18 protein-coding genes are annotated in these 16,477 nt (G+C 72.1%); 12 read left to right on the top strand and 6 right to left on the bottom strand.

What is annotated here, in order from left to right:
• Positions 1 to 92 precede the first annotated feature (92 nt).
• Positions 93 to 731, top strand: a complete 639-nt coding sequence (locus ACGWYJ_RS30795; RefSeq protein ID WP_395109953.1) for an HD domain-containing protein — start codon at positions 93 to 95, stop codon at positions 729 to 731.
• On the opposite strand, the gene ACGWYJ_RS30790 is transcribed toward ACGWYJ_RS30795, so the two are convergent.
• On the bottom strand, positions 728 to 991 hold the full coding sequence (locus ACGWYJ_RS30790) for a DUF4031 domain-containing protein (protein ID WP_395109952.1): 264 nt from the start codon (positions 989 to 991) through the stop codon (positions 728 to 730). The genes ACGWYJ_RS30795 and ACGWYJ_RS30790 overlap by 4 nt on opposite strands.
• A gap of 98 nt (positions 992 to 1,089) precedes the next feature.
• Here ACGWYJ_RS30790 and ACGWYJ_RS30785 point away from each other — a divergent pair, with 98 nt between their 5' ends.
• Both ACGWYJ_RS30785 and nudC read left to right on the top strand, forming a co-directional pair.
• Positions 1,090 to 2,478 carry a dipeptidase gene (locus ACGWYJ_RS30785; protein WP_395109951.1) on the top strand — a complete coding sequence of 463 codons (1,389 nt, stop codon included), beginning with the start codon at positions 1,090 to 1,092 and terminating at the stop codon, positions 2,476 to 2,478.
• 67 nt (positions 2,479 to 2,545) lie between these two features.
• Positions 2,546 to 3,484: an NAD(+) diphosphatase gene (nudC, locus tag ACGWYJ_RS30780; RefSeq protein WP_395109974.1), complete on the top strand. Its 939-nt coding sequence runs from the start codon at positions 2,546 to 2,548 to the stop codon at positions 3,482 to 3,484.
• Here nudC and ACGWYJ_RS30775 read toward each other — a convergent pair.
• Positions 3,481 to 3,774, bottom strand: a complete 294-nt coding sequence (locus tag ACGWYJ_RS30775) for a mycoredoxin (RefSeq protein ID WP_395109950.1) — start codon at positions 3,772 to 3,774, stop codon at positions 3,481 to 3,483. The two genes, nudC and ACGWYJ_RS30775, sit on opposite strands and share 4 nt — an antisense overlap.
• A gap of 231 nt (positions 3,775 to 4,005) precedes the next feature.
• Between ACGWYJ_RS30775 and ACGWYJ_RS30770 the strand changes: the two genes are divergently transcribed.
• The 5 genes from ACGWYJ_RS30770 to ACGWYJ_RS30750 all read left to right on the top strand — a co-directional run bounded on the left by ACGWYJ_RS30770 (position 4,006) and on the right by ACGWYJ_RS30750 (position 8,700).
• Positions 4,006 to 6,093 (top strand): UvrD-helicase domain-containing protein, encoded by a 2,088-nt coding sequence (locus ACGWYJ_RS30770; protein WP_395109949.1) that lies wholly within the window; start codon positions 4,006 to 4,008, stop codon positions 6,091 to 6,093.
• A gap of 401 nt (positions 6,094 to 6,494) precedes the next feature.
• Positions 6,495 to 7,355 carry an acyl-CoA thioesterase II gene (gene tesB, locus ACGWYJ_RS30765; protein WP_395109948.1) on the top strand — a complete coding sequence of 287 codons (861 nt, stop codon included), beginning with the start codon at positions 6,495 to 6,497 and terminating at the stop codon, positions 7,353 to 7,355.
• Between the two features lie 313 nt (positions 7,356 to 7,668).
• The gene (locus ACGWYJ_RS30760) at positions 7,669 to 7,995 is read left to right on the top strand and encodes a hypothetical protein (protein WP_395109947.1); all 327 of its coding nucleotides are present in this window, start codon (positions 7,669 to 7,671) and stop codon (positions 7,993 to 7,995) included.
• 121 nt (positions 7,996 to 8,116) lie between these two features.
• On the top strand, positions 8,117 to 8,395 hold the full coding sequence (locus tag ACGWYJ_RS30755) for a WhiB family transcriptional regulator (RefSeq protein ID WP_395109946.1): 279 nt from the start codon (positions 8,117 to 8,119) through the stop codon (positions 8,393 to 8,395).
• Between the two features lie 8 nt (positions 8,396 to 8,403).
• The gene (locus ACGWYJ_RS30750) at positions 8,404 to 8,700 is read left to right on the top strand and encodes a hypothetical protein (protein WP_395109945.1); all 297 of its coding nucleotides are present in this window, start codon (positions 8,404 to 8,406) and stop codon (positions 8,698 to 8,700) included.
• Between the two features lie 182 nt (positions 8,701 to 8,882).
• On the opposite strand, the gene ACGWYJ_RS30745 is transcribed toward ACGWYJ_RS30750, so the two are convergent.
• Entirely contained in the window at positions 8,883 to 10,205 is a 1,323-nt protein-coding gene (locus ACGWYJ_RS30745; RefSeq protein ID WP_395109944.1) for an ABC1 kinase family protein, read from the bottom strand.
• A gap of 185 nt (positions 10,206 to 10,390) precedes the next feature.
• Between ACGWYJ_RS30745 and ACGWYJ_RS30740 the strand changes: the two genes are divergently transcribed.
• Complete coding sequence (locus tag ACGWYJ_RS30740) at positions 10,391 to 11,212, top strand: enoyl-CoA hydratase/isomerase family protein (protein ID WP_395109943.1); 822 nt, start codon at positions 10,391 to 10,393, stop codon at positions 11,210 to 11,212.
• Positions 11,213 to 11,236: 24 nt separating this feature from the next.
• Here the strand turns inward: ACGWYJ_RS30740 and ACGWYJ_RS30735 are convergent, their stop codons facing one another.
• Positions 11,237 to 11,608 (bottom strand): hypothetical protein, encoded by a 372-nt coding sequence (locus tag ACGWYJ_RS30735; RefSeq protein ID WP_395109942.1) that lies wholly within the window; start codon positions 11,606 to 11,608, stop codon positions 11,237 to 11,239.
• A 411-nt stretch (positions 11,609 to 12,019) separates the two neighbouring features.
• On the opposite strand from ACGWYJ_RS30735, the gene ACGWYJ_RS30730 reads away from it, so the two are divergent.
• Both ACGWYJ_RS30730 and ACGWYJ_RS30725 read left to right on the top strand, forming a co-directional pair.
• Complete coding sequence (locus tag ACGWYJ_RS30730; protein WP_395109941.1) at positions 12,020 to 12,544, top strand: M48 family metallopeptidase; 525 nt, start codon at positions 12,020 to 12,022, stop codon at positions 12,542 to 12,544.
• Complete coding sequence (locus ACGWYJ_RS30725; RefSeq protein ID WP_395109940.1) at positions 12,541 to 13,209, top strand: hypothetical protein; 669 nt, start codon at positions 12,541 to 12,543, stop codon at positions 13,207 to 13,209. Before ACGWYJ_RS30730 ends, ACGWYJ_RS30725 begins: the two co-directional genes overlap by 4 nt.
• Here ACGWYJ_RS30725 and ACGWYJ_RS30720 read toward each other — a convergent pair.
• A complete protein-coding gene (locus ACGWYJ_RS30720; RefSeq protein WP_395109939.1) occupies positions 13,199 to 13,762 on the bottom strand; it encodes an NUDIX hydrolase in 564 nt (187 codons plus the stop codon). The genes ACGWYJ_RS30725 and ACGWYJ_RS30720 overlap by 11 nt on opposite strands.
• Before the next feature lie 172 nt (positions 13,763 to 13,934).
• On the bottom strand, positions 13,935 to 15,299 hold the full coding sequence (locus tag ACGWYJ_RS30715) for a zinc-dependent metalloprotease (protein ID WP_395109938.1): 1,365 nt from the start codon (positions 15,297 to 15,299) through the stop codon (positions 13,935 to 13,937).
• Between the two features lie 134 nt (positions 15,300 to 15,433).
• Between ACGWYJ_RS30715 and ACGWYJ_RS30710 the strand changes: the two genes are divergently transcribed.
• On the top strand, positions 15,434 to 16,474 hold the full coding sequence (locus ACGWYJ_RS30710) for an NAD-dependent epimerase/dehydratase family protein (protein WP_395109937.1): 1,041 nt from the start codon (positions 15,434 to 15,436) through the stop codon (positions 16,472 to 16,474).
• The last annotated feature ends 3 nt before the right edge of the window (positions 16,475 to 16,477 follow it).

Raw genomic sequence — 16,477 nt, 5'->3', positions numbered from 1 at the left:
GTGACGGCGCCACGATTCCCTTGCAAGGAAGGCGCCGCGCGTGTCTCGCCCCTCTGTGAGCGGGGCGCGCGGGCATCCGCGAGGATGGGGTCATGCAGTTAGTGGAGCGCTGGGTCGCGCTGGCCGGTCCTCGAACACGGCGCATCGGCGCCGACCTGGATGCGCGTTACGGGGAGGAGCATCGCCGCTACCACACGCGCGAGCACCTCACCGCCGTCCTGGACCTTGTGGACGAACTGTCGGCCTACGCGGACGCGCCCGACACCGTACGGCTCGCGGCCTGGTTCCACGACGCGGTCTACGACCCCCAGCGTGCCGACAACGAGGAACGCAGCGCACGCCTGGCGGAACGCATGCTCGCCGACACCGACCTTCCGGCGGACACCGTCAGCGAGGTCGCGCGGCTGGTCAGGCTCACCGAAACGCATGCGCCCGCCCAGGACGACCGCAACGGACAGGTCCTGAGTGATGCCGACCTGGCGATCCTGGGCTCGGACCCTGAGCGGTACGCCGCGTACGCGGCTGCCGTACGGGAGGAATACGCCTTCGTCCCCGAGGAGATCTACCGGGCCGGACGCGCAGAAGTCCTCAACGGGCTCCTCGCCCTTCCCGCCCTCTTCCACACCCCGCCTGCCCGCGAACGCTACGAGGACCGGGCCCGCCACAACCTCGATACCGAGTTGACCCTGCTCAAGGCCACACCGCCTCAGGACACGCCCCCGCAACGCTAGGCGCGGGCGAATTTGGGGCGGCGTAACCCCGCCTGGGTCAGCCTGCGCACCAGTTCCTGGCAGCCGACCTCCTTCGCGCCCAAGCTCACCGCGGCCCGGTACAACTCCGAGGGCACGTCGTAGTGGTCCCGCTCGAACGCCCTGGCGGGCATCCCCAGGTCGGCCGCGAACGCGTGCAATTCCTGGAACGACACATCGCTGACCATGTGCGACCACAGGCGCCCCCGCGCGGGCCACAGCGGCGGGTCAATCAAGATCAAGGCGCGCCTCCCGTTCCTGCTTCGCCTGGTCAAGTCCTATGCCTGTGGCACCTCTCCCCGCAAGTTCCCAGGGACGCCCCTAGGATCGAGCAATGCCCATGGACGTTCGCGAATACATCACGGCCGGCAAGGAGCGGTTCTTCGCCGATCTCAAGGAGTGGCTGGCCATCCCCTCCATCTCCGCCGACCCGGCCCGCCACCCGGACGTACGGCGCTCGGCCGAGTGGCTCGCCTCCTACCTGCGGGAGACGGGGTTCCCCACGGTCGAGGTGTGGGAGACGGCCGGGCTCCCCTCGGTGTTCGCGGAATGGCCCGCGGCGGACCCGGATGCCCCGGCCGTGCTCATCTACGGGCATCACGACGTCCAGCCGGTCGAACCGCTCGACGAGTGGGAGACCGACCCCTTCACCCCCTTGGAGAAGGGGGACCGCCTCATAGGGCGCGGTGCGTCCGACGACAAGGGACAGGTGCTCTTCCACACCCTGGGTATCCGGGCCGGGCTCACCGCGTCCGGCGCGACCGCGCCCCCAGTGACCATCAAGTTTCTGGTGGAGGGCGAGGAGGAATCCGGCTCGGTGCATTTCCCCGAGCTGCTGCGCGCCCAGCGCAGGCGGCTCGCCTGCGACGCCATCGTCATCAGTGACACGACGATGTGGTCCGAGGACGTCCCGTCCATGTGCACGGGCATGCGCGGCCTCAGCGAGGTGGAGGTGGCGCTGTACGGGCCGGACACCGACCTGCACTCGGGTTCGTTCGGCGGGGCCGTCCCCAACCCTCTGCACGCCATGGCGACGCTTCTGGCGGCCCTGCACGACGCCGACGGCCGGGTGACCCTGCCCGGGTTCTACGACGATGTCGTCCCGCTCACGGACGAGGAGCGGGAACTGTTCGCCCGGCTCCCGTTCGATGAGGCCCAATGGCTGCGCACCGCCGGGAACAGCCGCGTCGCGTACGGGGAGAAGGGCTTCACCACCCTGGAGCGCATCTGGGCCCGCCCGACCGCCGAGGTCAACGGCATGTGGGGCGGCCACACGGGCCCCGGCCACAAGACGATCGTCCCGCGCGAGGCGCATGCCAAGCTCTCCTTCCGGCTCGTCGCCGGACAGGACCCGGTCAAGGTGCAGGAGTCGTTCCGTACGTGGGTGGAGCGGCACACCCCACCCGGCATACGCGCCGAGGTCACCACCTTGGCCGGCAACGTACGCCCATGCTTCTCGCCCATCGATTCGGCGGGGGTGCGCGCGGCCAAGCGCGCCATGGAACGGGCCTTCGGCAAGGAGGTGCTGTTCACCCGGGAGGGAGGCAGCGGACCCGAGGCCGACCTGGCGGACATATTGGAGGCCCCTCTGGTGTTCGTAGCGGTGGGCCTGAACAGCGACCGCATTCACGCTCCGAACGAGAAGGTCGAGATGCCCCTCCTCCTCAAGGGGGCGGAGGTGTCCGCCTACCTGTGGGGCGAGCTGGCCACCGCCCTGCGTCCGGAGTGACCGGCCGGGCGGAGGCCGTACAAGGGGCCGTACGAAGGGCCGGACAGGAGGAGAGCCGTTGACTGGCATCGAGGCAAGGGTTCCCGCCGAGCCGCTCACTGAGTCGACGCTGGAGTGGCTTGCGCTGGCTCGCGGCACCCTGGACAGGGTGGCCGAGCACCGCCGTAACGAGGAATGGGTGGCGTCGGCTTGGGCGGACCCGCGTACCCGGGTCTTCGCCGTCCAGGGCGGTCGTGCGCTCGTCGCCTACGACCCGAGCCCCGGCCTGGTCTTCACCTCACCCGGCGACGCTCCCGAAGGCGACCGCTACCTCCTTGGAGTGGACGACGAAGGCGTGGCCTACTTCGCCGTACAGGCACCGCTGCCCTCCATCGAAGGCGCCGAGTCGGCCAGCCTGCGGCGCGTAGGCGCCATCCTGGGAGACCGGGATTCCGGCCTGATGACCCATGCGGTCGCATTGGAACACTGGCACGCGTCCAACCAGTACTGCCCGCGCTGCGGAAAGGCCAACGAGCTCACGGCGGCGGGGCATGTGCGCGTATGCCCGTCCGACGGATCCGAGCAGTTCCCCCGCGTCGACCCTGCGGTCATCATGCTCGTCCGGGACGAGCACGACCGCGTCCTGCTGGCGCGCGGCCCAAGCTGGCCCGAGAACCGGCGCTCCATCCTGGCCGGATTCGTCGAGCCCGGGGAGTCCCTGGAGCAGGCCGTCGTCCGCGAGGTACGCGAAGAGGTCGGCATCACGGTGAGCGACATCCGTTACATGGGAAGCCAGCCGTGGCCGATGCCGCAGAGCCTCATGCTGGGCTTCTTCGCCCGCTCCGAGGGCTCCCAGGAGTTGAGTCCCGATCCCGAGGAGATCCTGGACGCGGCCTGGTACACGCGCGATGAGCTGAAGGGGGCGATCGAGAGCGGCCGGGTGGTGTCACCCGGGCCGCTCTCCATCGCCGCCCAGCTCATCGTCCGCTGGTACGGGGGACCGCTGCCCGACATGCCGCCGTTCTAGCGCCCCGCGCCCAGGAGGCGCTTGACCTCCTTGGCGCTGGGGTTGGTCAGCACGTGCCGCCCGGCCTCCGGCGTGTCGACGACCACCGTGGGGACCACCTGGTTGCCGCCGTTGACGCTCATCACGAACTCCGCCGCCGCGGGGTCGCGCTCGATGTCGATCTCCACCATCTCGATGCCGTCCCTGGCCAGCTGGCTCTTCAGCCGCCGGCAGAAGCCGCACCAGGTGGTGGTGTACATGGTGAGCGGGCCCGTGGGCCCGGTCGCCTGGTCCGGAGTGGGCGTGGCCATCGGCGAGTCGTCTCCTTCGTGCGCGGTCCCCGAGAGGGGCCGTCCCCGTACGGGCGTTGCCGTCAGGTCGTGATGTCTGCGATTCATGTGAGGTGCCTGACCGGATGTCCGGATGCGGACTCCCGGGCGATTGCGTCAACAGCCTGCCGCCGTCCCGCATTCCGCGGACGAGGTTATCCACAGACGCGGGCGGGTGCCCGTCCCGTCTCCTGGGGCTGCCAGGATGGGGGGATGCTGGCTGAGGGCGTTCTGGCGGGTCTGGACCCGGAGCAGCGGGCGGTGGCGGAGGCCGTGCAGGGCCCGGTGTGCGTGCTGGCGGGCGCGGGCACCGGCAAGACCAGGGCGATCACCCACCGCATCGCGTACGCCGTGCTCACGGGCGTGGTGGCGCCGCAGCGGGTGCTGGCGGTGACCTTCACCAACCGGGCCGCGGGGGAGCTGCGGGCACGGCTGCACCGGCTCGGCGCCCCCGGCGTCCAGGCCCGCACCTTCCACGCGGCGGCGCTGCGGCAGCTGTCCTACTTCTGGCCACGGGTGGTGGGCGGCGAGCCCCCCAAGATCATCGAATCCAAGATCGGACTGGTGGCGGACGCGGCCCGCGCCTGCCGGCTGGCCTTCGGCCGCAGCGAGCTGCGCGACATCGCGGCCGAGATCGAATGGGCCAAGGTCACCCAGCACCGTCCGGAGGACTACGCCGGCGCGGTCGCCACCGCCGCCCGCAAGCTGCCCGCCGACGTGGCCGACGTGGCCCGGATCTACACGATGTACGAGACGCTGCGCCGCGAGCGCAACCTGCTCGACTTCGAGGGCATGCTGGAGCTGACCGTCGCCGTGCTCACCGAGCACCGCGAGGTCGCCGCGCAGGTCCGCGAGCAGTACCGGTACTTCGTCGTGGACGAGTTCCAGGACGTCAACCCGCTGCAGAAGCTGCTGCTGGACGCCTGGCTCGGCGACCGCGACGACCTGTGCGTCGTCGGCGACCCCAATCAGACGATCTACTCCTTCACCGGGGCGAGCCCGTCCTACCTGCTCGGCTTCACCCGCGAGCACCCTGACGCCAAGGTGGTGAAGCTGGTCCGCGACTACCGTTCCACGCCCCAGGTCGTCGCGCTCGCCAACGGCGTCATCGGCCAGGCCACCGGCGGCGCTGCGGGGCGGCGCGTCCTGGAGCTGGTGGCGCAGCGCCCGGACGGCCCCGAACCGGTGTTCGCCGAGTACGACGACGAGGTCGCCGAGGCCGACGACGTGGCGCGCCGGGCCCGCAAGCTGATCGAGGAGGGCGTGCCGGCGCGCGAGATCGCGATCCTCTACCGGATCAACGCCCAGTCCGAGGCGTACGAGTCGGCGCTGGCCGCCGCGGGCGTCCCGTACGTGCTGCGCGGCGCCGAACGGTTCTTCGAGCGCCCCGAGGTGCGCGAGGCGGTGATCCGGCTGCGCGGCGCCGCCCGCGCCGGCGCCGACGCCGAGACCGACGGCACCGGGCTGATCGCCACCGTCCGGCACGTCCTGTCCGGCGCGGGCTTCACCGACCGGCCGCCCGAGGGGACGGGCGCGGTCCGCTCCCGCTGGGAGTCGCTGGCCGCGCTGGCCCAGCTCGCCGAGGACATCGCCGCCGACGACCCGAGCGCCGGCCTGCCCGAGTTCGTCGCCGAGCTGGAGGAACGCGCCGCCGCCCAGCACGCCCCGCCGCTCGAAGGCGTCACGCTGGCCTCACTGCACGCCGCCAAGGGCCTGGAGTGGGACGCGGTCTTCCTGGTCGGCCTGGTCGAGGGCACCCTCCCGATCGTCTACGCCGAGACGCCCGATCAGATCGAGGAGGAGCGCCGCCTGCTCTACGTGGGCATCACCCGGGCCCGGGAGCATGTCACCCTCTCCTGGGCGCTGTCGCGCTCGCCCGGCGGCTCCAGGCGGCGCCGTCCGTCCCGTTTCCTGTACGGCCTCGCGCCCATGACCACGACCCCGACGCCCGCCCGCGCCGAACGCGCGCAGCGGCGCACCACGAGAGGGCCCCAGCCCTGCCGCGTGTGCGGCCGCCCCCTCACCGCCGCCATCGAACGCAAACTGGGACGCTGCGAAGACTGCCCCGCCCAGCTCAACGAAGAGCTGCTGGTGGCCCTCAAGGAGTGGCGCGCCAAGGTCGCAGCCGAACAGAGGATCCCCGCCTATGTCGTCTTCACCGACGCCACCCTCCAGGCCATAGCCGAACGCTCGCCCGAGACCCTCGAAGACCTGGCCGCGATCCCAGGAGTAGGCAAAGTCAAACTGGACCGCTACGCCAAGCCCGTCCTAGCCCTCTGCACCGGAGCCACCCCAAACTGAGAGGCCACCGCCACCACCCCGGAAGCCCAGCCCACCCCAACCGAGGAACCGTGGTCCCCAAGAAGCCGCCACACCCCACCTAAGAGTCCACGTCGCACCAAGCTGAGAGCCCGTGACGTGCCAGGTTGAAAGGTGAGGCGCGCCGAGCTGAGAGGCCGCCTCACACGGGACCGGGAGGTGGTGGTGCGCCGAGGCTGAGGAGCCGCAGCACGCCTGGCTGAGGGGCCGCAGAGCCCCGAGCTTGGGCCGTGGTGGCCTGGGCTAGGGGGCCGCGTCACGCCGGACTGGGAGATCGAGGGGCGCTGGGTTGAGGAGGTGTGGTGCGGCCGGGTTGAGGGATTGGCGGATCCGGTTGAGGGGGTGTGGTGTGGGTGGGGGTGGGGTTTGGGAGACTGGCGGCCGTGAAGGAGTCATTGAAGGCGCTGCTGGATCTTCTCGATCTTGAGCAGATCGAGCATGAGATCTTCCGGGGGCGTAGCCCCGAGGAGCGACGCCAGCGGGTCTTCGGCGGTCAGGTCGCGGGGCAGGCGCTGGTGGCGGCCGGCCGGACGGTGCCGGTGAACCGGCCCGTGCACTCGCTGCACGCCTACTTCATCCGGCCCGGGGACCCGCTCGTCCCGATCGTGTACACGGTCGACCGGGTGCGGGACGGGCGGTCGTTCACGACCCGGCGCGTGACGGCGATCCAGCAGGGGAAGGCGATCTTCGTCATGTCCGCCTCCTTCCAGATCGTCGAGGAGGGGCCGTCGCACCAGGCGGCGATGCCCGAGGTCGAGCCGCCCGAGACGCTGCCCACGTCCCTGGAACGGCTCAGGCCGATCTTCGGTGAGACCGGGGCCACCGAGTTCGTCCACCAGCGTCCCTTCGACGTCCGGCACGCCACGCCGCTCACCTGGGAGGCGGCCGAGGACCCGTCCCTGGCCACGCCCGAGTCCAAGGTGTGGCTCAGGGTGGACGGCGAACTGCCCGACGACCCGTTGCTGCACGTCTGCCTGATGACGTACGCCTCCGACCTGACACTGCTCGACACCGTCCTGCTCAACCACGGGCTGGCCTGGGGCGACCGGCGGACGATGGGGGCCAGCCTCGACCACGCGATGTGGTTCCACCGGCCGTTCCGCGCCGACGAATGGCTGCTCTACTACCAGGACACCCCGTTCGCGGGCGGCGCGCGCGGCCTCGCCCGCGGTCAGGTCTTCACCCGGTCGGGCGAACTCGTGGTCTCGGTCATGCAGGAAGGGCTCATCCGCACCAAGGACTGACCGATCCGGATACCCAGGTGTATGCCGGACGGTATTTCTCGTGGGGCGCATGTCGGCGAATATCGAGTGGAACTCGTTCCCCGGGAGGAGGCGCCGCCTTCATGGCGCTGCCATCCTTGTATTGGACGCGCGTCACAGGGCGCGGGTTCGGCTCGCAAGAGGTGAACTCGCCCACAAAACCGCAGGTCAAAAATACCTTGATTGGTTTGCGGAAGTCCCCGTACGCTCGATGCGAGCATTCAGCCGGTCCGGCCGTGTGGATCATGGATCCGTCGGCCGGCCACGAGTAGCCAGGAAGGTGGTGTGCAGCCCGGTGAGCACTGTGAAGCCCGAATCGGCCGCGAGCTGGACCGCCGCCGCCCGCCCTGGCAGCACGCCCCTGATCGGCTTGGCCAGGTATGGCGACGGCGACGCCATGTGGCCCGCGCAGCGGTACGAGGCCGGCCTGTCCGGCCCGGCACCGCGCGTCCTGCGGGGCCGGTGTGTCTCGCGTGGCCAGCGGCCAGTCCAGCGTGAGCTGGGGCGCAGTGTCTTCGCGCACCTGGAGGACGACGCGCTCATCGCTCCGGCCACGGCCCACGTGGACGCCACTTCCGTGAAGGGCGACTCGGGTCCGTACTCCTGGAGGCGACCGGTTTAGATTTACGCCGGAAAGCCCCCAGGCCGCGGATCCCGACACCGGATCCGCGGCCTCTTTCTTTGCCCGGAAGACCCACCGACACATCCGTTGCGAACCAACGAGAGGAACAAGGGTGACTGTGATGCAGGGGGCTCTCGCAGTAAGCGAGGAGGACCTCACGCTTCCGTGCCGTACCGACCCGGAGCTCTTCTTCGCCGAGGCTCCCGCCGACGTCGAGCTCGCCAAGGCCCTGTGCCTGGAGTGCCCGCTCCGTAAGGAATGCCTCGCCGGCGCTCTCGAGCGCAAGGAGCCCTGGGGCGTCTGGGGCGGGGAGCTGTTCGTCCGCGGCGTGATCGTGCCGCGCAAGCGTCCGCGTGGACGTCCGCGTAAGAACCCGCTCCCCGACGAAGTGAGCGTGTGAGGCCCTCGATGGCCACCGTCGTACCGACGACCGACAAGGAAACCGGGGGCGCGGTCCCCGCACAGGGGCCGCGCCCCCGCGCCACCGGAGACCACGACATGACCTTGCTCGGCCATGACCTGTTCAGGGGCCGGATTCCGGAATCCGAGGAGGGACTGGCGCAGCGCGTGCGCGTGCTGCGGCGAGCCCGCCGGGACGCCAGGACGCGGAGTGCCCGCGTCAGGCGCGTCCTGCTCGCCCCCACCTCGGCCCCCGTCCAGTACAACGTGACGGCCGCTCAGTACACGACCCGGCACGTCCGTTAGTCCCGCGCGGTAGCAGGCCGCCCCGCCCTTCTTGGATGGTTTGGCGGGCGAGTGGCCTCCCGGCGGGCATCCGGGCGCGTGCCCGGCGACCCCCTCGCCGGGCACGCGACCACACCGGGCCCCGCGCGTCTCACCAGCGCGCGGGGCCCCATCACGTCAAGGGCCGGTCATCGCGGCGGCGGTCAGCCGGCCGGCTCGTCCTCGGCGAAGCCGGGCACCCAGCGCAGCGACTCCGCGCGGGCGGGGATCTCGCATTCGAGCTGGCACAGCACTCCCGTGCCCGCCGACAGGACACGGTGGACGATCACGTACTCCGGCGGCAGGTTGAGCTGGCGGACGACGTTGGTGGGACGCAGGTCGGTCACCCGCGCCGCCATGTCCCGCAGCCACTCGCGGGAGAACGTGAACGAGTCGGTGACGAACGGCTCGGTGATCGGTGCCAGGAAGGACTGCAGCGCCTCGGCGTCGATCTCCACGCCCTCGCGGATGAAGTCCTCGTTGCGCAGCGCGTCCTCGATCTCGTCGATGTCGGCCATGGTGCCGATCCGCAGCAGCCGCCCCATCCGGTGCTGGAAGTCCTCGGGGATCCGGTCGACGGCGCCGAAGTCCAGCACGCCCAGCCGCCCGTCCGCCATGATCCGGAAGTTGCCGGGGTGCGGGTCGCCGTGCAGCAGTCCGGCGCGCTTGGGCCCCGACAGCAGGAACCGGCAGTACAGCAGGGCGGCGTGGTCGCGCTCGTCCTGGTCGCCGGAGCTGATGATCTTCGACAGCGGGGTCCCGTCGATCCACTCGGTGACCAGCACGTCGCCGGACTGGGCGATCACCTCGGGGATGACGAAGTCGGGGTCGCCGGGCGGGAACCCCTCCCGGAACGCGGTCTGCGAGGCGGCCTCGACGGTGTAGTCGAGCTCCTCGGCCACCCGTTCCTTCAGCTCGGCCAGCACCGACTTGACGTCCAGGCCGGGCATCAGCACGGCGAACAGCCTGGCCAGCCGCGCGAGCTGGTTGAAGTCGCTGATCAGGGCCTTGCCCGCGCCCGGGTACTGGATCTTGACCGCGACCTCGCGGCCGTCCGCCCAGACCGCGCGGTGCACCTGGCCGATGGACGCGGCGGCGGAGGGCTCGTCCTCGAACGAGGTGAACCGGTCGCGCCAGTCCTCGCCGAGCCCCTCGGCCAGCACGCGGTGGACGACGGTGGCCGGCAGCGGCGGCGCGGCCTCCTGGAGCCTGGTGAGGGTGGCCCGGTAGGGGCCGGCGATCTCCGGCGGCAGCGCGGCCTCGAAGATCGACAGCATCTGGCCGAGCTTCATCGCCCCGCCCTTGAGCTCGCCCAGCACGGTGAACAGCTGCTCGGCGGTGCGCTGCTGGATCTCCATGGCCACCGCCTCGGCGGACCGGCCGAAGGTGCGCTTGCCCACGCCGAGTGCCGTGCGCCCGGCGAAACCGAGGGGGAGGGACGCCAGCTTCGCTGACCGCGTCACGGCGCGGCGGGGGAGATCGCTCACGACGACCATTGTCGGCGATCGGTCGCCGTTCTCGCCATACGCGTGCGAAACAACCTATCGATGTTGTCTCACCGCGCCCGCCCGACCTGCGACGACCCGGTAAGTGTGCGCTTTCTCACCTCGCTGGCGGGCTTGCGGGCACTGTGGTAGGAGCTCCCGGACGGGCGCACGGTAGCGTGCGGGCCATGCCGCACGAGTCGTCGCCCACGCCATCCCCCGAGGCCGCCCCCGTCCTGCTGGAACGCCGACCGGACGGGGTCGCCGTCATCACCCTCAACGACCCCGACCGGCGCAACGCCATGTCCGACGAGATGACCGCCGCCTGGAAGGAGGCGATCGCCGGCCTGCGCGCCGACGACAAGCTGCGCTGCGTCGTCGTCACCGGCGCCGGCAGCGCCTTCACCTCGGGCGGGAACCTGTCCTGGCTGGCGGACGGCAACGCCGTCGCCGTCCCCGCCCTGCGCGACCGGATGCTGGAGTTCTACCGGACCTGGCTGGGGATCCGCGCGCTGGAGGTGCCCACCATCGCCGCCGTCAACGGGCACGCGATCGGCGCGGGTCTCTCCCTCGCGCTGGCCTGCGACCTCCGGTACGCGGCCGCCGACGCCAAGCTCGCCGTCCCGTTCACCTCGCTCGGGCTGCACCCCGGCATGGCCACGACCTGGCTGCTGCCCGAGGTGGCGGGCCTGCCGCTGGCCCGCGAGCTGCTGTTCACCGGACGGTCCGTCACCGGCACCCAGGCCGAGTCCTACGGGCTGATCAACCGGGCGGTGCCGCGCGAGCGGGTGCTCCAGGAGGCGCTGGACGTGGCCGCCCGGATCGCCGCCCAGGCGCCCATCGCGACCCGGCTCACCAAGGTGGCGCTGTCCAACGGCGGCCACCCGGACCTGGAGTCGGCACTGCGCTGGGAGTCCCTCGCCCAGCCGATCACGATGGCGTCGAAGGACATGGTGGAGGGGCTGACCGCCCAGCGCGAGAAGCGCCGCCCCGTCTTCACCGGCGAATAGCGCCCGGCTCGCCGGAGCGGAGGGTCAGAGCGGGACGGGGCCGGGCGGCTCGTCCGAGAACCCGCCGGTGGCGATCATGCCCGCCCTGGCGCGGGCGCGGCGCCTGGCCAGGCGGGTCATCGCCACCGACAGCACGATCGGGACGGCGATGTCGATGCCGCGCACCAGGGCGTCGGCGGGCAGCCCGTACCGCCGGGCCGCGCGGCGCGCCACCGGCCGCAGCGCCCGGCCCGCGACACCGCCCGCCACCGCCCCGGCGAGCCCGCCGCCCGCCTGGGACGCCACGGACCGGGGCGGCGTGCCCAGCCGCCGCCCGTCCGGTGTCTCCAGGATCTCCGGCGCGGTCTCGGCACCCGTGCCGCTCGCCCGCCGCCGTTGGCCGGCCACCTCGATCACCCCTGTCTCCCGGCACGGACACGCGTGCCGGCTCGACGGTCCAGCCCCGACGGTACCCGCGCGAGCGGCGGGTAAAAGCGAACAGGCCCCGGGCCGCCGGGACCCGCCTCCCTTCCCCTTCGAGGCGGTCCCCGACGGCGCGGAGCCATCGTGACCTCGACGGTAGGAGCGGCCGCCGCCACGGTCAACGCGGGGTTGTGGACAGGGTGTGGAGATCCCTGGGGACGGGTCGGGGTGTTGGTGTGGAAACCGTGCGAAGACTCTGTGGAAACTCTCTGGGGACGGTGGAAAACAATGGGGTTGACCTGCAAAAACTCCCAACACCCCCTGTGGAGGAAGCAAATTTTTGGGTACGGTTCTGGCGTGCCCCCTAACGTTGAGGTCCGCCGTAGCAACCGACGCCGGCGGACGGTGTCCGCGTATCGCGATGGGGACAAGGTCGTCGTGATGCTCCCCTCCCGGCTGAGCAAGGCCGAGGAGGAGCAGTGGATCGCGACCATCCTCGAGCGGCTTGAGGAGCGGGAACGCCGTCGCCGGCCGTCCGACGCCGATCTGGAGGCCAGGGCGCGCGAGCTGTCCCGGCGCCACCTCGGCGGACGCGCCATGCCCGCGAGCGTGCGCTGGGTCGGCAACCAGCGCACCCGCTGGGGCTCGTGCACACCGGACGACGGCACCATCAGGCTCTCCACCCGGCTGCGCGGCATGCCGCCGTGGGTGGTCGACTACGTGCTGGTCCACGAGCTGGCCCATCTGATCGTCCCGGGGCACGGGGCGGACTTCTGGAAGCTGGTGGGCAACTACCCCAAGGCCGAGCGGGCCCGCGGCTATCTCGAAGGCGTCGCCGCCGCGGCCCACCTCCCCATGGAGGGGGACCTGGCGGCCGGGGACGCGGGCGACGACCTGCCTCCCGAGTACCGCCACGGGGTCGCCGGGTGACCGGCGGCATCACCCGTTTCGTCGCAGTCCTGTCCTCCGCGAGGCGGCCTTCCGCGGACCCGTCCTCAGGGGATCCGCTGAGCCCCCCCGGGATCGACCCCGAGGAGTTCCGGCTCGCCCTGCTGGAGGACACCTACGAGGTCGCGGCCGGGCTCGACCTGGTCACGCCCGCCCTCGTCCTGGACCCACCGGACCAGCCCGACGCCGAGGCGATCACCTGGCCGGGCACCCCGATCGTCCGGGAACGCGGCCTCGCCGCGGCCTTCGCCGCCCTGGGCGCGCTGGGCGCGAAGGAGGCCGTGCTGCTGGCCGGGGACGCCCCCGACCTCCCGCCGCTGCTGATCGGCAAGCTGTTCCGCGCCCTGGGCTCCGCGCCCGCGTCCGCCTGCCAGGCCCGCGGACCCGGCGGCCCGGACGGGCTGGTGGCCCTGGCCGCGCGGCTGCCGCCGCCCCCCTGGCTGGACGCCGCCCTCGCGGACGTCGATCTCGACACGCCCGACGCGCTCGCCCGCCTCCGCGCCGCCGCGCCACGCCCGGGACAGGTGCCCCAGGGCCCCGCCTGGCACCGGCTGCGGACGCGCTCCGACCTCGGCGTCCTCGACCCCGGCCTCGAAGGCTGGGAGAACACCAGGGCCCTGCTGGAAGGCCACCCGCTCAGCTCGTGAGGCGGCCCGTCAGACGGCGGACGTGACCGGCCAGGCGCCGGACGACCTCGTCGCCCGGGTCGGGAAGGGCGTCCATCGGGAACCAGCGCAGGTCGTCGGACTCGTCGCTGATCGCGGGGACCGCGCCCGGCGGGGCCAGCGCCACGAACTCCACGTCCAGATGCCACGACCCTTCCGGATGGCAGCGCACCCGGTGCCGGTCGAGCTGCACCGGGAAGGGATACAGCCGCAGCCCCTCGATGCCCGACTCCTCGGTCGCCTCCCGCAACGCCGCGTCGGCCAGGGTCGCGTCCTCGGGCTCACAGTGACCGCCCAGCTGCAACCACGCCCCGATCTTGCTGTGCAGGGTCAGCAGGACGTTCGCGCGCGCGTCGTCCACGACAAGCGTGCTGGCCGTGATGTGCCCCGGGACGCACTCACGCCACACGCCGTCCGGGTGCGCCTCCAGATGGCGCAGATAGTCCTGGCGCAGGCGCTCCTGGTCAGGGGAGGGCGCCCGCCATTCGGTCAGGACGTTCACGACGTCCGCGTACAGGGACGAGCCAGAGGTCATACGCGGCGGACCCTCGGGTAGTGAGAGGCCGCCCGGTGCATGCGGCGCCGCTCCTGGTCACTGGGACGCTGCCAGCACAGCCCGGCCCCCGCCACCTCGCGCCTGACCAGCGCGGACGCGGTGGCCGGCTCGAAACGGCAACCGGGAACGCGCGAGTAACCCGTCCGCGACCTCACGCGCGGGGCTCCGGGCCGTCACCGCCGGGCTCGTCATCGCCCTTGCCGCCGCTCTCGTCGCCCCGCTCCTCGGTGAGCGCGGAGATGTCCAGATCGGACAGACCCTCGATCTCGTCCTTGCCGTGCAGGAAGCCCTCGGGATCGTTCAGGTCCTCGGCGTTCGGCAGCAGGTCCGGGTGACCCCAGACGGCGTCACGGCCCTGCACGCCGCGCAGCTCGGTGAGCGAACGCCACAGCGCGCCCGCCTCGCGCAGCCGCCGCGGCCGCAGCTCCAGGCCCACCAGCGTCGCGAACGTCCGCTCGGCGGGGCCGCCGGTGGCGCGGCGCCGCCGCACCGCCTCGGCCAGCTTCACCGAACCCGGCAGCCGGTCGCGGGCCACCTCGTTGACGACCGTGTCGACCCAGCCCTCGACCAGCGCCAGCGTGGTCTCCAGCCGGATCAGCGCGGCCTTCTGCTGCGGGGTCTCCTCGGGCGTCAACTGGAGCTCGTTGCCGAGCGCCTGCTGGATCGCCTCGGGATTGCTGAGATCCAGGCCCTGGATCGCCCGCTCGATGCCGGACAGGTCCACCGTGATGCCGCGGGCGTAGTCCTCCACCGCCCCCAGCAGGTGGGACCGCAGCCACGGCACGTGCGCGAACAGCCGCTGGTGCGCGGCCTCCCGCAGCGCCAGATAGAGCCGCACCTCATCCTCGGACAGCTCCAGGCCCTCGCCGAACGCCTCCACACCGGCCGGCAGCAGCGCGCCCACGCCGTCCGGCGCCAGCGGCAGGCCCACGTCGGACGAGCCCACCACCTCACGGGCCAGCGCGCCCAGCGCCTGCCCCGCCTGGCCGCCCACCATCGCGCCCGCCATCTGCTTCACCATGCCGATCAGCGGACCGGCCATCGCCTGCATCTCCGGCGGGATCTCACCCGAGCCCAGCGCGCCGCCCATCGACTCGACCATGCGGGACGCGATCGGGTCGCACACCTTCGACCACACCGGCAGCGTCCGCTCGATCCACTCCGAACGGCTCCACGCCTCAGGGTTCCGGATGCCCGCGGGCAGGGTGGTGCCCTCGTCCAGCCACAGGTCGGCCAGCCGCAGAGCCTCCTGGACCTGCCGCCGCTCGGCGTCCACCACAGAGGGGTCACCCTGCTCCGCCACCGAGTGACGGGCTATGTTCTTGGCCAGATCCCAGTTCAGGGGGCCGCCACCGGCGCCGGGCGCACCCTGGCTGCCGATCATGTCGGCGAAACGGTGGAGCATGTCGGCGAACTGCCGCATGTCGCCGCCCATGGCCTTGAATGGATCCTGGGGCTTGTCCTTGTCGTCATCACCGTCGCCGGGACGGTTGAAGCCGAACGGGGTATCGCTCATCGGTTCGCCCCTGGGATGCATGATGGGCTCATATCCGCAACGTTAGCCGGTCCCGGCGAAGTCGCGAACACAAGGAAGGGGGCACCTCCGTGGCAACGGGCAAGGTTCGCCCTGGGCGTAGACAGGGCCCGGTCGTGGCCGTCACCGGCGCGGCCACCGGCGCGGGCCGGCTGCTGGCCGCCGGGCTCGCCGGGCGCGAGGAGATCCGCAAGGTCGTCGCGATCGACGACCACCGCGGCGACGTACCGAACGTCACGTGGCGGGTGACCGACATCCGGGACCCCCTGCTGTCCAACCGGCTCTCGGACGTGGACGTGATCGTCAACCTGGACCTCCTCAGCTCCCCCGAACTGGACCCGCGCGAGCGCCGTACCCACAACGTGCGGGGAGCGCAGACCGTGGTCACCGCCGCCGCCGCGGCCCGGGTACGGCGGGTGATCCTGGTCACCAGCGCCATGGTGTACGGGGCCGGGCCCGACAACCCCGTCCCGCTCGCGGAGGACGCCCCGCTGCTCGCCGAGGCCGACACCAGCATCGCCGGCGACTACGTGGAGATCGAGGAACTGGCCGCCGGCGCCGCCCTGACCCACCCCGGCGTCGACGTCACCGTGGTCCGCCCGGCCGCCCTGGTCGGACCCGGAGTGGACACCGTGATCACCCGGCACTTCGAGGCGCCCCGGCTGCTGTCGGTCAAGGGCAGCACCCCCGGCTGGCAGTTCTGCCACATCGAGGACCTGGCCTCCGCCCTCGAACTGATCGTCACCGAGGGCCTGACCGGCCCCATCGCCGTCGGCTCCGACGGCTGGCTCGGCGCCGACGAGGTGTCCGCGATCACCGGCAAGCGCGGCTTCGAACTGCCCGCCGCCCTCACCTTCGGCATGGCGCAGCGCCTGCACCGCCTCGGCATGACCCCGGCGCCCGCGACCGACCTGCGCTACGTCGCCTACCCGTGGGTCGTCGACTGCGCCAGGCTCCGCGCCGCCGGCTGGAAACCCGCCCACGACAACGCCGGCGCGCTCCGCGTCCTCCTGGAGGAGACCGCCGGCCGCCACGCCGTCGTGGGACGCCGCGTCGGCGGCCGCGAAGCCACCATGGCCACCGCCGCCGGAGCCACCGTCGCCGCCATCGGCGCCGCGGCGGCCATCCGCCGACGCCGCCAGCGGCGGCGTGCTTGATTG

The sequence above is a fragment of the Actinomadura sp. SCN-SB genome, from assembly GCF_043906805.1.
Taxonomy (GTDB): Bacteria; Actinomycetota; Actinomycetes; order Streptosporangiales; family Streptosporangiaceae; genus Spirillospora.
Note: the sequence above shows the minus strand (reverse complement) of the source record. Positions and strands in the feature narration are given on the sequence as shown.